The organism is Leptospira soteropolitanensis, from assembly GCF_026151655.1.
GTDB classification, from domain to species: Bacteria; Spirochaetota; Leptospiria; order Leptospirales; family Leptospiraceae; genus Leptospira_A; species Leptospira_A soteropolitanensis.
Genome location: NZ_JAMQPN010000001.1, coordinates 409123 through 425917, shown reverse-complemented (window position 1 = coordinate 425917; position 16795 = coordinate 409123). Strand labels below are relative to the sequence as shown.

At 36.3% G+C, this 16795-nt stretch carries 17 protein-coding genes; 9 read left to right on the top strand and 8 right to left on the bottom strand.

Features of this window, described 5'->3' with window-relative positions; all coding sequences use genetic code 11:
- Positions 1–8 precede the first annotated feature (8 nt).
- A complete protein-coding gene (locus ND811_RS02065) occupies positions 9–590 on the bottom strand; it encodes a lipoprotein LipL21 (RefSeq protein WP_135745187.1) in 582 nt (193 codons plus the stop codon).
- Positions 591–719: 129 nt separating this feature from the next.
- Here ND811_RS02065 and ND811_RS02060 point away from each other — a divergent pair, with 129 nt between their 5' ends.
- Both ND811_RS02060 and ND811_RS02055 read left to right on the top strand, forming a co-directional pair.
- Positions 720–2297: an LIC10012 family protein gene (locus ND811_RS02060; protein WP_322113429.1), complete on the top strand. Its 1578-nt coding sequence runs from the start codon at positions 720–722 to the stop codon at positions 2295–2297.
- Positions 2278–3165, top strand: a complete 888-nt coding sequence (locus ND811_RS02055) for a helix-turn-helix domain-containing protein (protein ID WP_265350595.1) — start codon at positions 2278–2280, stop codon at positions 3163–3165. Before ND811_RS02060 ends, ND811_RS02055 begins: the two co-directional genes overlap by 20 nt.
- Here the strand turns inward: ND811_RS02055 and holA are convergent.
- Entirely contained in the window at positions 3144–4253 is a 1110-nt protein-coding gene (gene holA / locus ND811_RS02050; RefSeq protein ID WP_265350596.1) for a DNA polymerase III subunit delta, read from the bottom strand. The genes ND811_RS02055 and holA overlap by 22 nt on opposite strands.
- A gap of 51 nt (positions 4254–4304) precedes the next feature.
- Between holA and ND811_RS02045 the strand changes: the two genes are divergently transcribed.
- Entirely contained in the window at positions 4305–4535 is a 231-nt protein-coding gene (locus ND811_RS02045) for a hypothetical protein (RefSeq protein WP_265350597.1), read from the top strand.
- Here the strand turns inward: ND811_RS02045 and ND811_RS02040 are convergent.
- Positions 4519–5094, bottom strand: a complete 576-nt coding sequence (locus ND811_RS02040) for a Maf family protein (RefSeq protein ID WP_265350598.1) — start codon at positions 5092–5094, stop codon at positions 4519–4521. The genes ND811_RS02045 and ND811_RS02040 overlap by 17 nt on opposite strands.
- 39 nt (positions 5095–5133) lie before the next feature.
- Here ND811_RS02040 and ND811_RS02035 point away from each other — a divergent pair, with 39 nt between their 5' ends.
- The 3 genes from ND811_RS02035 to ND811_RS02025 are packed head-to-tail and all read left to right on the top strand — an operon-like array spanning position 5134 to position 6755.
- Positions 5134–5376: a hypothetical protein gene (locus ND811_RS02035; RefSeq protein ID WP_265377407.1), complete on the top strand. Its 243-nt coding sequence runs from the start codon at positions 5134–5136 to the stop codon at positions 5374–5376.
- Positions 5373–6110, top strand: coding sequence for an SDR family NAD(P)-dependent oxidoreductase (locus ND811_RS02030; RefSeq protein ID WP_265350600.1), 738 nt, complete (start codon positions 5373–5375; stop codon positions 6108–6110). Before ND811_RS02035 ends, ND811_RS02030 begins: the two co-directional genes overlap by 4 nt.
- Positions 6111–6128: 18 nt before the next feature.
- Positions 6129–6755, top strand: a complete 627-nt coding sequence (locus ND811_RS02025) for an L-threonylcarbamoyladenylate synthase (protein ID WP_265350601.1) — start codon at positions 6129–6131, stop codon at positions 6753–6755.
- Positions 6756–6872: 117 nt separating this feature from the next.
- On the opposite strand, the gene ND811_RS02020 is transcribed toward ND811_RS02025, so the two are convergent.
- The gene (locus tag ND811_RS02020; protein ID WP_265350602.1) at positions 6873–7940 is read right to left on the bottom strand and encodes a CapA family protein; all 1068 of its coding nucleotides are present in this window, start codon (positions 7938–7940) and stop codon (positions 6873–6875) included.
- On the opposite strand from ND811_RS02020, the gene ND811_RS02015 reads away from it, so the two are divergent.
- A complete protein-coding gene (locus ND811_RS02015; protein WP_265350603.1) occupies positions 7921–9627 on the top strand; it encodes an alkaline phosphatase family protein in 1707 nt (568 codons plus the stop codon). The genes ND811_RS02020 and ND811_RS02015 overlap by 20 nt on opposite strands.
- 20 nt (positions 9628–9647) lie before the next feature.
- Here ND811_RS02015 and ND811_RS02010 read toward each other — a convergent pair whose 3' ends face one another.
- Genes ND811_RS02010 through hslO form a run of 4 tightly spaced genes read right to left on the bottom strand, consistent with a single transcriptional unit; the run spans position 9648 to position 13864 of the window.
- The gene (locus ND811_RS02010; protein ID WP_265350604.1) at positions 9648–11840 is read right to left on the bottom strand and encodes a ribonuclease R family protein; all 2193 of its coding nucleotides are present in this window, start codon (positions 11838–11840) and stop codon (positions 9648–9650) included.
- A 4-nt stretch (positions 11841–11844) separates the two neighbouring features.
- Positions 11845–12516, bottom strand: a complete 672-nt coding sequence (gene tsaB / locus ND811_RS02005; protein WP_265350605.1) for a tRNA (adenosine(37)-N6)-threonylcarbamoyltransferase complex dimerization subunit type 1 TsaB — start codon at positions 12514–12516, stop codon at positions 11845–11847.
- Positions 12513–12971, bottom strand: coding sequence for a tRNA (adenosine(37)-N6)-threonylcarbamoyltransferase complex ATPase subunit type 1 TsaE (gene tsaE, locus ND811_RS02000; RefSeq protein WP_265350606.1), 459 nt, complete (start codon positions 12969–12971; stop codon positions 12513–12515). The genes tsaB and tsaE overlap by 4 nt, the downstream gene beginning before the upstream one ends.
- Positions 12968–13864 (bottom strand): Hsp33 family molecular chaperone HslO, encoded by an 897-nt coding sequence (gene hslO / locus ND811_RS01995; RefSeq protein WP_265350607.1) that lies wholly within the window; start codon positions 13862–13864, stop codon positions 12968–12970. The genes tsaE and hslO overlap by 4 nt, the downstream gene beginning before the upstream one ends.
- A 33-nt stretch (positions 13865–13897) precedes the next feature.
- Between hslO and ND811_RS01990 the strand changes: the two genes are divergently transcribed.
- On the top strand, positions 13898–15880 hold the full coding sequence (locus tag ND811_RS01990) for a beta-galactosidase (RefSeq protein WP_265350608.1): 1983 nt from the start codon (positions 13898–13900) through the stop codon (positions 15878–15880).
- Between the two features lie 24 nt (positions 15881–15904).
- Positions 15905–16795 carry an LIC_10030 family protein gene (locus ND811_RS01985; protein ID WP_265350609.1) on the top strand — a complete coding sequence of 297 codons (891 nt, stop codon included), beginning with the start codon at positions 15905–15907 and terminating at the stop codon, positions 16793–16795.

Genomic DNA, 16795 nt, shown 5'->3' with positions numbered 1-16795 from the left:
CAGTTAAATTATTGTGCTGCAGTTGCTTTTGCTTCTAGAGCTTTTTGTCCGCCCATATAACGCAAGTATCCAACACACTGACATTCTTCCCAAGTTTCAGGTTCGCCAACGTTTGCGCAAATTCCTGTTTCATTGTTAAGTGAACAGCAGTCGTAAACTCCAACACCTTTGATGGTACCTTTAGATTCAGAAACAATAACGGAACCTGTAGATTGGCCATCAGATACTCCAGAAGCTTGTTCTAAGTATTCACCTAAGATTTTTTTCAAACCATCACCAGCAACTTGAAGACGAGCTGCTTCACGGCAAGTGGATTGTTTCATTGCTACTGAATTTGCTTTGATAGCTTTGTCAGATGCACGTGCAGAAAATTTCATGTAAAGATAATCGAATTCTTTTTCTTTCCCTTTGCAATACTCAGCAGGGCTTTCACCACGTTTAGCAGCTGCCGCGTCAGGCGCACATGCCCAACCTTCAAAAATCCAACCATTTTTACCTACGGTCGTAGCGTCTCTTCTGCCTCCATCATTGGATCCGCAAGATACAACAAATGCGATTAGAGAGGCACATACGATAAGCGATTTCTTCATAAAGAATCTACTCCTTTTCCGAAGAATTTGATCCCATAAAAAACCCTTGTCAATCTTTTCTCAAAGAAAACGAATGATGCTTGTAGGATAAAGATTTACATTTTCCCTCAATAGACCGATTCTAATTTTATGTCTCGCCGACCCTTCCGTATAGCCCAAATATTGCTTTTAATTTTTATTGCATTCTCTCCTAAATTTTTGTTCGGGAAAGAAATTTCTATCCTACCTGCATATATTTCAGGCGAGGTCCCACCGGTTCTTGGCTCAAGACGTGAGGCTGGATTTGAGTTGTCCCGTCTTTCGCGACATTATTTAAAACGAAATTTTTTTACCGAAATAACAGATCCTAAACTAGTAGAAAATTATTTGAATGAATCGGATTGGAACGAAGAAGGAGAACTAAAAGACCAGGATCTATTTTCTTTCTGTACAGAGTGGGATTCTCATTTTGTAGTCCAAGATCAAATTGATTTTGGAAATCCCATCCTTGTTAAAACGATTATATTCAACTGCAAAAACCAATCAAAACAAACGATCCAATCCAAATTAATTTCCAACTTTGTCTTAGCTTATGAAAAACATAATGAAAAAAGTTTTCGTTTTTTACCTCCTCGGTTTTATGAAAAGAAAAACAAAATAACTCCTAATTATGAAATTAGTCTTTTTATCGATATTCATTCAGCATACGCATATTATAAAAAAGATATTCTGAAGAGTATGTCTTCCTTGTATGATCAGGACGGATTGTTTTTAGGTGTGACACTCGTAAAGAAAGATAAAATTATCACCATCCCACTGACAAAAGAACATATTGAAATCAAAAAATTGATGGAAGAAACAGGATGGCAAGGAAACAACCAGGCTGAGACAATTGTATCCGCCTTACAAGGTTTAAAGTCTAAAATTTCTTCTGGGAAAAAAGAATCGCGAAAACTTTTTTTACTTCTTTCTTCTGCAGTAAAGGATAAATCCGGATCGATCATCATGGCATTGAACGATTTACGGCAAATGGAAATTGAGCCAGTTCTACTAGTTCCCAACCATTCGGAATTAAGTACAATCCGAGAATTGCAAAGGATAGGCAAAGCAAGTAATAGCCGCGTTGTAGGAATTACAGAATACCAAAAAATTGGAACCTCGGAAGGCTATGAATTTCTTTATTTAAATCAATTTAACGTGTATTCGTCTATAGAGGAAATACCAATGCCATTTAATTGGAATCAAAACCAAATCAAAAAATATGATTCCTCTCTTGTTCGTGCTGCAGTCGATGTAGTTACACCTTACAATCTTTATCTTGCATATGAAAAAATTTCAGACAAACGTGTCCTGGAAAAAGAAGAAATTAAAACAGATTTGGAATACATTTTGCGAACAGAATCCAATACGGACCAAACGGAAAAAGACAGATTCCAAACAGTACTTGTAGAATCAAAAGGCGAAGCCATTTGGATTCAGTTACCTTATGATGTAGTGGTGACAAAAGGAAAAGAGTATTTGATTCAAACTACATTTCTTCTTGATCCTCTATCTACATGGGGGGTGAAAAATGCTCCTGCCGAAACCAACTTGTTAAAAATAAATACAACTTACCCAAAGACTCTTATGGTAAAGCCTTCACAGGCAAAAAAGTTTTTAGATTCAAACAAAATTAGAGAATTTAATGGTTATTTGCAAGGGACAGTGAGTGTCATCAAAAAGAAGTAAATCCATTTCGGAATGGATTTGTAATGGATCCGATATTCAAAAGATTCGCAATCAGTGGATCGAAACTTCTAATTCCAATTTGCCTATATTAATCATTGGGGAAGGTGGGGTAGGAAAAAGTTTTTGGATTCAAAGAAGTTTAGAACAAAGGAATATATCTCCGAGTCATTTAGTAAATTTTGATTTTTCCTATCCATTTGCATTTTCGGAGTCTTTAGAAAAAATCAAAACATCCAAACAAATTGTTACTATTCTGATTGATCGAATCACAAAGGCAAAACCAGAAGAAGTTTTGTTATTACAACAATGGTGGAAGTCAGAAAAATACGAAGAAAAATCAAAAGTATATTTGTATTGGGAAATTCATTCTGAGGAGCTTGAAATTCTAAATCAAAAGAATGTATATTCAGATTTTTATGATCAGTTGAAATCTTTTAGGTTTGAACTACCTAATTTAAAAAAAAGGATTTCTGAATTACCATTTTTTGTATCTCAGTTTTTAGAAGAGGCAAATACAGAGCTTGGTAAAAAAATTTCAGGAATCGAAGAAGAATTTTTCGTTTTCTTTAAGAACAAATCGTTCACCAAAAATTTTTCTGAACTACGCGACATGATCTTTGCATTGGTTGGATTTTCAACCGGCAAACAATTGTATTGGAAGCAGATCCCATCTCATTTTTTTGAGAACCATCTAAGCGAGTTGGAAGTGAAACCTGGAATCAGTTTGGAAAGTTATGAAAAAGAAATCATAAAAGCAAATTTGATTTATACAAAAGGAAACAGAGAAAAGGCTGCTAAACTACTAGGAATCTCTGAAAGGAATTTGTATCGGAAATTACATGAATATCATTTGGAAGATCTTTCTTGAAGTAAAGAAAAGAGATGCATAATTTTCTGTAAAAAATAATTCCTTCCTTCTTCGTCGCGAAGCCCTGATTTGAATTTGATATTCATTTCAATTACTTGGTCATAAAACAGATCCAAAATTTTATCTGTAAATAAAGCAGAGTCAGAAACCAATTGCCTTCTTACAAAATTTTTTCTCGCATCGGAATAACTTCCTGTTTTCAAAAGTTCATCCATGATGGGAATTGGTACTTCGCCATTGTGTCTTGCTCGAATGACTTTGATTTTACGAATTTCATCCAGTTTGTAACTGAGTCTGGTTAAGAAACTTAGAATTTCAGAGTTTTGATCATTGAACTTGGTAAACTCTTTAAAAAAATCAACCTTTCGTTTTTGAATCAAAGTTTCTACAAGTACATTGGTATTCAGTTCATTTTGACTAAAGAGAACTGAATTAACATCTTCGATTGTAAATTTGGAACGATGTAAGTATTGTTTGAGTTTTTTTACGCTTTTAAGGTAAGCTCCGACATTTGCAGGAATTCGATGAATGAATTCATCGGCTGCATTTGGTTCAAAGTGCACTTGTTCTTGGTCACAAACTTCTTTGAAAACTTTTGGATAATCACTCGGATATAAAAACTTGGTTTTGTAATAGTTTAAGGTACCTTGAAAGAGTTGGATTAAACTTTGAGGAATGTCTTTTCCATCGTAATGGACAATGAGAAAAATTTCATCAGAAACAGAGGTTATGTTTTTTCGAAAACCAGAAGCAAAGTCTTTCCATTCTTGTGTCGCCTTTGTATCGAGTATGGGTTTAAAAAGAGCAGCAGCTTGTTTGACAATGATAAGTTTTCTTGGATAAAACATATCAGGAGTGAAAAGTTCAGCAAAAAGTTTTGCCTGCTCTCCTGATTCAGATACGATCAGAATGATTTCGTATGCACCTGAAGATTTTGAAAGTGCTTCTTTGTAATGTTCGATGATGAGTTCAAATTCATAAGAATCCTCCCCTGTGTAGGCAAAAAATTGTGGGAGGTTACTTGTTTGAGTTTTGAATAGTTGGAAAAGAGAGCTAAATTCTCTCGCTTGCGATTTTTTTGTTTCCATTTTCGTGAATCCGGTCTAATCTTTCGATACGAACGAGGCGATATTCATAGTATGGAAATCTCAAGTAATGTGGCAAGAGTTTCAGGACTGGGCGAACCGTATATGTATGTGTCTCCCACATACAATACACAAGCGGTAGAGCAAGTGGAAGCAATCCAATCGCGTTCCTACCAGCCAAGATATGTTTCCGGAGAAACGGAAAAAAAAGCAGCTGAGGTACAAACTAGTCCAGAGGCAAAAGCGGCTTACAAACCTGGAAATTTAGTCAACCTCTACGCATAATAGACCCTTCCCAATAAGGCAACCACGCCGAAGAACGAGCTAAAAAACTTCGGAGGGGAAATCCCATCACATTTGTATATGATCCAAGTTTTGTCGCAACCGGCCCGTTTGTATCCTGAATTCCATAAGAACCTGCTTTATCAAAAGGTTGGCATCTTAAAATATAATCTCGAATTTCTACCTCATTCCAATCTTTAAATTCGATTCCGGTTTCCTCGTAAAAAAAATCAACCTTTGATCCTTTCTGCAAACCGGCTCCAGAAAATACGGAATGTTTTTTTCCCGACAGTGTTTTTAGGATCCGAACGGAATCTTCCAAGTCGACTGGCTTGTGTAAAATTTCTTTTTCAAAAACGACTATGGTATCAGCGGCCAAGTAGAGGTTGTTAGGGTCTTCATCGATTCCTAATTTTGAGTGAACCATTCGTTCTAAATACTGAAGCACCGGTTCGTCCTTCTTTTGAGATTCATCAATGTTTGATGGTTTCACCTGGAACAAAAATCCAAGATCGGTGAGTAATTGGATTCGTCTTGGTGACGTCGATTTGAGTATAAACAAATTCTTGCTATTCCTTACGGGATATTGTTTCATTTCATAATGATGAGTCCTCGACTTTTGGCTATTTTTTTATGTGCGATCGTTTTTGTTTTTGGATGTAAACGAGGTTTTTCCGAAGACATCCAAGATTGTAATCCCGTTGCGGATTATTACGAAAAAGGTACACACTACATAAGAAGAGATTTGGTTCGGGATGATAATACTTTAGATTATAAAAAACTTTTGGAAGACACAAAACCTCAAGCTAGCGATTGTTATCCTTCCAATCACGAGGTAAAATGAGTTTATTTGATGTAAAAGGAAAATCAATTTTGATCACTGGTGCCAGTCGAGGTATCGGCAAATCTTTAGCTCTTGGTTTTAGAGACGCTGGTGCCATTGTGTACGGGGCAGGTTCGCGACCTGAATCCATTGAATGGATGGCTAAAGAAGGAATCAATGGAGTAGTATTGGATGTTCGTAATGAAGGTGCGGCATTCGAAATCATTGGTCAAATCAAGGCAAAACATGGAAGACTTGATACACTAATTAACAACGCTGGAATTGCAACGAACACTCCTGCTTCTGGATTCAAAGAAGAGGAATTACAAAATATAGTTCAGACAAACTATGTGGGTGTTTTTCGCAATTGCCAAGCCTATTACAAACACCATAAAAAAGAAGGTGGAAACATCATCAATGTGGCTTCAGTTCTAGGAATGGTAGGAAGTAAACTGGCTTCTGTGTATTCCGGGACCAAGGGAGCAGTCATTACTTTATCGAAAGCCCTTGCTATTGAGTGGTGCAATAATGGTTATCGAGTGAATGTGATTTGTCCCGGTCTTATCGATACCGAAATGACCGATATGATTAAAGACAAAGAATTCATCATGAAACAAGTTCTTGCTGGAATTCCTATGGGACGACTTGGAAAACCAGAAGAATTACTAGGTGCGGCGATTTATTTAGCATCTGATTCTTCTTCTTATATGACGGGTCAGTGCCTTGTTCTCGATGGGGGACTCACAGCACAATAATCTCTGCTGTGAAAACGCATGATTCTATACCTCCATCCAGAAAATCCAGAAATCCGAAAGCTCAAACAAATTTCAGAAAGGTTGAAGGATGGAGCCGTTTATATTTTCCCTACGGATACTGTTTATGCGATCATTGCAGATGCACACTCCAAATTGGGTGTTGAGAAAATATACGCAATTCGTAAACTTCCCAAAGACAAACCACTTTCTTTGATGTGCAGAGATATTTCTATGGCATCGAATTTTATTGAGTATTTACCAAATTCAGCCTACCGTCTGATGAAACGAGTGACACCTGGTCCTTTTACCTTTGTTTTAAAGGCCAATAAAAATCTGCCAAAACCTTCTGTGGTGCATCATAAAGACAAACAAATTGGAATTCGGATTCCTGATCATATTTACCTTAGTGAACTCTTAAAAATCCATGATTCTCCTCTTACATCCACCTCTGCCTTTTGCGATGATGAGTTCATCATCGATATTGATGATTTGGAATCCATTTATGGTAACCAAGTGGACGGGATTGTGGATGGTGGGATTGTAAAAATGGAACTATCAACCATCTTACAAATTAATGATGATTCAATTGATTTGATTCGAGAAGGTAAGGGTTATGATCGTATTTCTGAAGAAATTTCTAGTTAGGATGAAAAATCTAAATTAATATCTAATCCCAAAACGATCTAACTAGGGATTGAAAATCCATTCAAATTTATAATCATTTCACATAGAAGTTTTATGAACTGAATGATTTATAATAAATTAAAAAGTAAGACCGGGAATTTTTTTAAGATGAGCTTCATAGCTAAACATTCTTTTTTCTAAATGTTTCGGGAGTTTGATTGGAATTTCTTTTTGCGCATATTTGGCTATTGGTATGATTTTATATCCGTGTGGATAGATCCAAACGGAATCTGTGCTTACATTTTTAATACGTTTTTGATTTTGTGAATTTATCTCTAATGAAAAAGATAAAATGATCCCACCATCGGTGTTTTCTCTATTTTGTGCGGACAAAAAATTTCCAAGGGAATAAGCAACCAGTCGATCCTCTCCATTCCTTTCATCCTGAAATTGATCGATTCTTTGTACTACGTGAGGATGCCCACCGATGATAATATCAGCACCAGCTTCGAAGCCAATCTGAACCCATTTGGTTTGAGACTTATCCGGTTTTTCTCCATACTCAGTTCCATAATGATACCAAAGTATGACAAAATGAATTCCACTTTCTTTGGCAAAACTCACATCTTCCCGAATTTGTTTTTCATTCAAAAGCCGAACGATTCGATCATTTTTAACAGGAATTCCATTTGTGGAATATGTATAATTATAAATCGCAATTTTTATCCCATTTACTTCGATAATAAAATCTTTTCGTTCTAGATAATCCGAATACGATTTGAAAGTTCCAATGGGAACCATTCCCATTTGATTTACGGAGTCAATAGTATAATCAATTCCAAAAGTTCCTTTATCCGCAGAATGATTGTTCGCTGTCGATAAAATATCAAATCCTGCTTTTTTGATCCCTGTTAAATAACCGATCGGTGATCCAAATTTAGGATATCCAGTAAACTCATTAGGATCATTTGTGATGGTTGTTTCTAAATTCCCTAATGTTAAATCAGCATCTTGTAATGAATTTGAAACGAATTCGAAACTGCTGCTAGAATCATATTCTTTTGTCTTTGAAAAATAATAAGAGGAGATTTGTGAGTTATGGCACATGAGATCACCCACAACTTTAATTCTCACTTGCCTAGTAAAGTAAACATCGGGAAGAGTGTAACAAGATAGGACGGGAACAGTGATAAATCCAAAAAACATAAAGCGAAATATTTTAGTCATAGTTGGTCTGTTTTTGGTTTTATCCAATTGTGGTTGGGAAAAGGATTATAAACGTGCAGCCTATTTATCGATGCAGCCCGATACAGATTTAATTTTAGCACCATTTCCATTCAATATTTTTGATAGAGAGGCGAGGGACGCAATCACTCTTTCGCATTATTCAAAAGAAGAGATTAAAAATATCTTAGAAGATCATGATTTATCCTGGGACGAGTTAAAGAACCAATGGCAATTGGATCACGAAGACGAACATTTTTCGAAAGAAGTTAACTACACTTCACATTATACTCAGTATTTTTACGATACAGAAATTCCGATTTGGATATACGGACCGAAATGGATCAGAAATGGGCAATACTCAGACGAAATTAACCAACAACATATTCCATCCATTTATGGAAAAATTTTAGATTTCAAATTTAAGAATACAATCGATGTCTCCTATCTGGAAAAAATATTCCAAAATCAAAATCTTAAGCCAGAAATCATCGTTACCATTGTTGTGGACCAAGGTGGAAGACAACTATACAAAGCACATAAAGGCGCTTATCCCTTTCTTGAAGATTTAAAAAATAACTCAGCTTACTTTAAAAAGGCAAAAGTAGCCCATTTGGAATCGCATACAGCTGTGGGTCATATGGCGATTGGAACCGGTGCTTTTCCTAAAGACTCAAAAATCTTTTCAAATGAAATTTATACATATGCAGATGGAAAAGTCCTCCACAGGCCCGTCTACCAAGGAAAAGACAAAGATTGGGATTTGAGCGAGATGCAAGTTCCCAGTTTTGCTGATGAATGGGATCTATCAAAGAATAATGAACCTGTTATTGTAAGCCAGTGTTATGCGGCAAGGGCAGCAGTTGGTATGGCAGGACATGGAAAACTTTTTTCCCATGTTAAAAAAGATTCAGCAACAAACCTACCCGACAATGATTTTGTTTATTGGCAAGACGTGAAAAATTTATCATGGTCAACCTATAACGATGCTTTCCTTGTTCCTAAATCAGTGCAAAAGTATAACTTGTACCAATTCTATTTGAACCATAAAAAAGACATCTCCACTCATTTTGATGCTAAAGATCCAATCGATTTAATCGCAAAAATCCACAACTTCCAAGGATCAGAATTTCAGGCAAAAATAGATGGTGCCCTCTTTCGAGATACAATTACAGAAACCATCATCAACACGAAAAAAGCAAATGATGGAATTACCGATCTTGCGTATGTAACCTTGAAGGCTACGGATGCAGTAGGGCATTTATATGGATGGGAATCAAAAGAAGCAGAGCAAGTTTTAAAGGCTACAGATAAGGAAATTCAAACTATATTCGAATTTCTAAAATCAAATTTTGGTGATCGCTTCATAATGGTAGTAACAGCTGACCACGGCGCTGCACCTATGCCGGAAATTTCCAACGGTCTTTTCTTAAGTCATGAACAATTTTTTTCCAATGTGAATGAGCTGCTTCCAGAGTCAGAAAGAACAAAACGTTCTCTTGTAAAATGGGTAGCTCATTCGCAACTATCTTTGGACAAAGATCTGATGCAAACCTATCAAATCAGTGAAGAAGCCATCATTCAAAAGATCATGGCCATCCAGGTAAATGATCGAAAGTTTTTTAGAAAGGTTTGGAAACGGGAAGAAATCCCGAATCTATCTTTATAAAATAGATTCAAGGATTTTGGTTATTTCTTTTTCACTGGGACTTCGTCTTTTTTGAAATCTTTTAATTTAAGAAAAACTTTGATCTCTTCAAAATCAATGCGATCAAGGCTCACTGTCACAGGATCACCGATAAAAAATATTTTGGAATATTTTTTCGAATAAAAAGAAAAATCATTTTTGATGACTACTTCAAATTCATCGGTGAATTCCGATTTATCCAAAACACCTTCCAAATTAGAAATATCCAATTCTACAAAAATCTGCGAAGGTCTGATCCCAACGATAAAACCTTTGAACTCTTTTATTCCTGTAGATTCTAAATAACGAAAAGATTTGATTTTTACAATGTCTCGTTCGGCATCTGCGGCTCTTCTTTCTTCTTCGGAACAATGAAGTCCCATTACCGCTATTTCATTTTCAGAATAGACCTTATCTGTTTCTAAAAGGGTAGCATGTAATACACGATGAACGATTAAATCGGGATAGCGCCTGATTGGTGATGTGAAATGACAATAGTCCTTAAACCCCAGGCCCCAGTGTCCAAGAGGATCCGATCCATAGTATGCCTGCATAAAACTACGTAAAAGTAAATAGTTAAAAATCTTACCTACAGATCCGTCTTCAATTTCTTTGACAGCTTTCATAATCTCAGGATAAGTTGTGTCTTTGATTTGGATATTGTATCCATTCAATTGAAGAAAATGATTGAGAGTCTCTAATTTTTCCTCATCCATTGCTTCGTGAATTCGGTGGAGGGAAGGGACTTTCTTTTTTCTTAAAAACTCATCTACCTTTAGATTGGCAGATAACATCAACTCTTCAATGAGAATATGACTTGTTAGGCGTTCACGATTCTCTATCCCAATGGGTTCTTTTCTTTCATTCCAAGTGATAGTTGTTTCGCGTAAATTCAAATCAATTCTACCCGCTTCCATTCTGCGTTTGCGAAGGGCTTCTGTGAATTGTGAAACTTGATACATCCAATTTTTTAGATCTTTAGCTTTAATTTCTTCTTCGGCCATCTCATAAGTGTATCTTGTGTTCACTTTGATCACAGATTTATAAAACTTAGCATTGTATATTTCACCTGTTTTACTTGCTTCCATCTCGACGGTGAAGGCAAGACGATTGGTATTGGCTACCAAACTGCAAAGATCTTCAGATAAAATGGGTGGCAACATAGGTACTACACGGTTTGCTAAATAAACAGAAGTAGCTCTTTCATACGCCTCTTTATCCAGAGGAGAATCTTTTTCTACATAGTAAGAAACATCTGCAATATGAATCCAAACGCGAAGTCTGTTCCCTTCATCGACAAAACTAATGGCATCATCGAAATCCTTTGCTGTAATTCCATCGATTGTTACCGCATATAAGTCTCGTAAGTCAGTTCTGCTATTCCAATCAGAAACTGTCTTTTCTGAAACTTCTTCAGTAAAGTCCAAAGGAATGAAGTCTGGATGCACCGGATCATAATTGTATTTCATTAAAATCCGTTGTAAATCAGCGTCTTCTTTTGTGTCCGATTCGAATCGGATAAAACTCACATCGTAAAGATTATCATGTGGAATCGCACCTTCTTTGAACTTTACGATTAATATATCGTTAACATTAATCGAATCAAAAGTATCTTTAAGGATGGATTTAACATGAATTACACCTTCCTTTCCTTCACCGAGCATATCCAAGAAACTTCCAAAAACAAATTTGTTTGTTTTTTCTTTAACTTTCATTCGGTAAAGAACACGGCCTCGTTTTAGGATGTTCGTGACTTCAGCTTCTAATCTGTCTTTTTTACCAACTCCCAATGGAATGACTTCAACCTTGTCACCCGTAATGGCTGAATTGGTCATTGGTCCTGGAATGAAAATTTCATTTTTAGAAGGGAGGGAAATAAATCCATCCCCTCTTCGAGAAATTGAAATTCTTCCTGTTAGGCGAAAGGGACTTGCAACGGTTAAGTATTTTTTATTCGGAATCAGCAATCCTTCTGCTTCTAACAAATTAAGAAGTTGATCGATTAAAAATTCGATTTCTTTTCTAGGAACTTTTTCTTTTCGTTTGAAGGATTTTACTTTCTTCGTTTTCGGATCTGGTCTTTTGAATTCACTTGATTCGGTAAATTTTTTTTTGATCTCTTGTCTAGTGATGTCCTTTCCAGATTTTTGATCCAGAAATTCTATGATTTTTCTTTGTATTTTATAGGTATCCATAAATTCATTTGTGATCTACGTAGGTCCCGCGAATGTAATTTGGCAGGAGAGATAAATAGTCGTTTTGGTTCGATTCTGTTTTGAAATATAGTTTCAAACTATACTGTAGTATAGACGATAGATTTAAGTTTGTCGCTTCAATTTTTGTGGCCGTTGGGGGATAAAACTTTGGTAAATTTCCAGTATAATACCAATTGTTAGGTGTCCATTCATTAGTAATTATTTTTGTTTCGATGATTTCGGGAATCAGATCCAAAGAGTCAGAAAAACCACTTTCCGATTTATATTTTGTGTAGTATTTTCCTTGTTTCCCATCTAAACAGAGTAGGGAATTTTCTGTTGCATCTTCTGTTCCTTTGATTCCTGCTAAATAAGCTTCTAAACTATCGACACCGAAGACTGGAATTTTCCATAATTGGGATAGGTCTCTCGCCGTAGTGACTGTTATACGAATGCCAGTAAATGAACCTGGTCCACTTGCTACAATAATAAGGTCTGGTTTATTTATTTTAGCTTTTTCTAGACCGGAGCGAATGTATTCTACTAACTTATAAGAAGATTCTTTTGGAGTTGTTTGTGTTTGTTCAGAGAGGATTTGTAATGAGGATTCTGACGAATAGTTTGCAATAAGAACCTGAATCCAGTCCTGGGTTGTGTCGAAGTAGAGGACTTTCATTGTAATTCCTCTTCCTTCCATTGCAAGGTGTAGGATCTAACCTCAATAGAATCTGTTTCAATTGATAAATAGATTCGATTAGTTTTTGGTAAATTAGGTTCCGCAATTTGCCACCATTCGATGGCAGACACACCTTCTTTTCCCCAGATTTCCTCAAATCCCAAATCTTCTAGTTCTTCTAAAACTCTAATTCGGTATAAATCAAAATGATACAAGCGAAAGTTAGGCGAATCGTAAATATTGTATAATGAAAAGGTAGGTGAATTGATAGAACTATTCGTGTCATAGTGACTAAACCATTCTCGAATAAAAGTTGTTTTGCCAGCACCCATTTCTCCAGAAATCAATATGACAGGGAATTTGTTTTTCTTTATAAATTGATCTACCAACTGGTCCAAACTTAGAAATACTGGGTTAAGTTCCGATTCTCTAAGAGAGAGAAAATTGGCTTTCATTGATTAAAGAATTTCTCCACGTCAAAAGAGTCGAACTGGTAAGCAGTCCTACAAAATTCGCAGGTAATTTCAATTTTTCCAAATTCATCGATGATAGAATCAGCCTCTTGTTTGCCAAGTGATGCAATGATATCCGCGACTTTATGTCTGGAACAATCGCATAAAAATTCAGGAGATTCTTTGCTTAAAACTTCCAACTCTGAACCTATTTCTGTTTGCAGCGCGGCTAACATTTCATCGATTCTAAGTGCCCAAAATGCTTCTTTTTGCACAAGAGGTTGGATTTTGGAAATTAAAAACTGAAAACTTTCCTCAGGTGCATCAGGCAGCGCTTCAAAAAACAAACCTTTTGCGGAAAAATCATTTCCAGGAAAATCAAAAGGGTAGACTTCCATTCCTACTATGGCCTTTATCTGTTCCGATTCGGTAAGGTATTTGATAAAATTCACTTCAAATGTGTCTTCCACCAAGTTTGTATAAGATTGGTATGTATCAGAATCAAAGTCCCAACGAATCACTTTCATAATCCCTTGGCCTAAAATGAATTCGTTGCGGATGTCTCCTTCCGCATGACTTGCGGAATAAGCGACAGACTTCATTTTACCATATCGATCACTATAAGCTAAGGCTTGTTTGTTGGAATCATCTTTCCATTGAATACTCACCTTTTGTTGGTTTTTTGTCATCTCTGCGAGAAATAACGCACCCATCATGGTTTTAGAAAGAAATACGGACATTTCTTTGTTTAGAGAATGTAGAAACATTGCTTCTTTAGCAGTTTCGGTGAGATCGACTAAAGTGAATCGATACTGGTGGGAGTTGGATATACCTAAAATAACTTGGTCAGACATTATTTGATTGAAAGTGCTGTTTTCTGATTCAGTCTGTGTCACAAGATAGATTCTGCAATCGCAAAAAGGAAAAATATGATCTTTGGCGCCTGTTATTACCCCGAACAATGGAACCCTGAGGATTGGGATGAAGACTTAAAAATCATGAAGGAAATGGGTCTTTCGTCAGTAAGACTCGCGGAATTCGCTTGGGGAATTATGGAACCGAAAGAGGGGAAGTTCGACTTTTCTTTGTTCGATGCAGTTTTGAAAAAACTCCAAGATCACGGAATGACAGCCATCCTAGGAACACCCACGGCTACCTTTCCACCGTGGTTATATAAAAAATTTCCAGAAATTGTTCAGGTATCCAAAGAAGGAATTATTAGAGGGATTGGGACTAGGCGCCAGGCTTGTTTCTCTTCCCCAGCTTATAAAAAAGCGACAGATCGAATTGTGACGGCTATGGCTAAACATTTTGGTAACCATCCAGCAGTTGTCGGATGGCAAATTGATAATGAGCCAGGCCATGAAGGATCCGACGTCGATTATTCTCCATTAGCATTAGAAAACTTTAGAATTTGGTTAAAGTCAAAATACAAAACTTTAGATTCGCTTAACAAACGTTGGGGGAATATATTTTGGGGGGTGATTTATACTGATTGGAAAGAAATTCCTTTGCCAGCAGCTCATGTGGCAAGTAACTTCAATCCAGCAATGATCCAAGATTATTACAGATTCCAATCAGATGAACTGGTTTCTTACATTCATTTCCAAGCAGAGATTTTAAGGAAGTATAGCAAAGGGAAACCACTAACAACAAACCTTTATCCTTCTCCTTTTTTACCAATCACTGATATGGAAAAGTTGTTTTCCAAACTGGACTATGTGTCTTGGGACAATTATCCTGTTTGGGGAAACCAACAGGAACCATACCCACATCCTTTGGTTACTGCCACACAACAATATTCGAGAGGTTTGAAAAATAAACCATACACTGTGATGGAACAATTTTCTGGTGTACAAGGCCATGATACTTTAGGTTATCTTCCACCACCGGGACAAATTGGACTTTGGCTCACGCAAGCCATTGTCAATGGTGCCAACCAAATCTATTTTTTTCGTTACCGAACGGCTCGGTTTGGTCAGGAACAACTTTGTTATGGAATTTTGGATCATGGAAAAAGAAAAACATCTAAATATTTTGAGTTAAAAAAGACTATTGAAGATATCAGTGAATTTGCAAACGATATTGCCGATTCGCCTTACAGAGCCGAGGTGGCAATTTTACATGATATTGAAAACTCACGTAATTACAAACACCAACCATTGAGTGATGGACTAAAATTTTCACCAGTTCCCTTTGCACAAGTAGGATACGATATTGAACTTGCTACTTGGTTTGCTGGCACAAATGTTCTTAATGTAAATGCTCATTCTCTTCCTATCAATGCAGACACTGACTGGTCGAATTACAAAGTTTTAACATTACCTCTTTATACAATGTTCGATCCATCCATTGTTGAAAAATTAAAAACTTATGTAGCTGGCGGAGGAACTTTGGTTCTCGGGTATAGGGCAGGAATCAAAGACAAAGACCATTGGATGGTAGAAGAACCGGTTCCAGGAGTGTTTGGAGAAATGGCTGGAGTGGAAGTGTTTCAGTTTGAAGCTCCGGCTATAGAGAAAGTAGGGATTCGGATGGGGATTTTACCACTTAAAGGTTCTAAGTTCTGTGAGATTTTAGAACCAGCAACGGCAAAAGTCATAGCAAGATATAAAGATTCAAAAAAATTTTACTCCGGTAAACCTGCGATAACTGTGAATACTTTTGGGAAAGGAAAGGTTTATTATGTGGGGACTTCTTTAACACCCGAAAGTTTTATCCTATTGTATAGAAAGATATTAAAGGGAGCAGGGGTATCCTTTGGATTTTTAGGTGCAACAATTGAACGCCATTACCGAGAGGGAAAACAATTCAATTATGAAATTACAATGAACCACTCTAACAGATATAAGTTGGCGGGACTTTCGATCTTAAAACCTTTTGGTTATAAAATCAAAAAAATTCCAAAATAGAACTTTGGTATTTTAATATAGAAAATGAAAATACAAGATTATAAATCAATAAACCGGATACTAAATGAAACGTCTGCTAAAAATAAACCAGGCGACATTTATGTGGATAATTTACACACACCTTACATACAGTTTCCTGAAAAATTTGTAATCTCAGGAACATCTGTCACTCAACCTGAGTTTGGTGATATAAAAGATTTTGTTCATACCATTTTAAAATATATTCCCGAAGCCATAGAAGGAACCTGTTTATTGCCAGAACCTAGGCCCAAACGGGAAACTGGAAAATTGTTTTTTGTTCGTCCCATGTTATTTGGCTCTTCTCGTTTTTTATATGTGTTTTCTGTTGATATGTTGTACTTGGGTGGAGCGGGGTCAGAAGAAATCAAAAAACCTGGCTCACAAAATATGACTCCATCCATCATTACAGATCGATTGTATTTTCAGACTAAAATCATCCATCTACATTCCACGAAAGAAGATGGGGAAAACATTACGGACTTTGAAGCAAAACGATTTCAGGGTGGTGTTTTTCGCGTTGAATCGGAAAGGGATGATTCCAAACCAATTCGAAAGTTTTCAGAGATTTTTGATGAAATTGATTTTTCAGATACTGAATCAAAAATTCGTGAAGAATTAGGAATTACTGCAGATGTTTGGAAATTAGGCAGAATTTATAGCCCGATTGGTATTGATTATTTGTCATTGTCCCTACGTTTTCTTATTCCAAGTTTACCAAAAACAATTCAGCAATTTCGAAATTTTTATCCTATATTAACCCAAACAGAATCTGGAATCCCAGATGAAACATTAAAAAAATACCATAAATACCTTTCGTCCTTTGACGTTGAAAGAACTCAGTCAAAGTCTGGTAATATTTTATGGAAAGTCCTACAAAAATCATCCGATAATTAA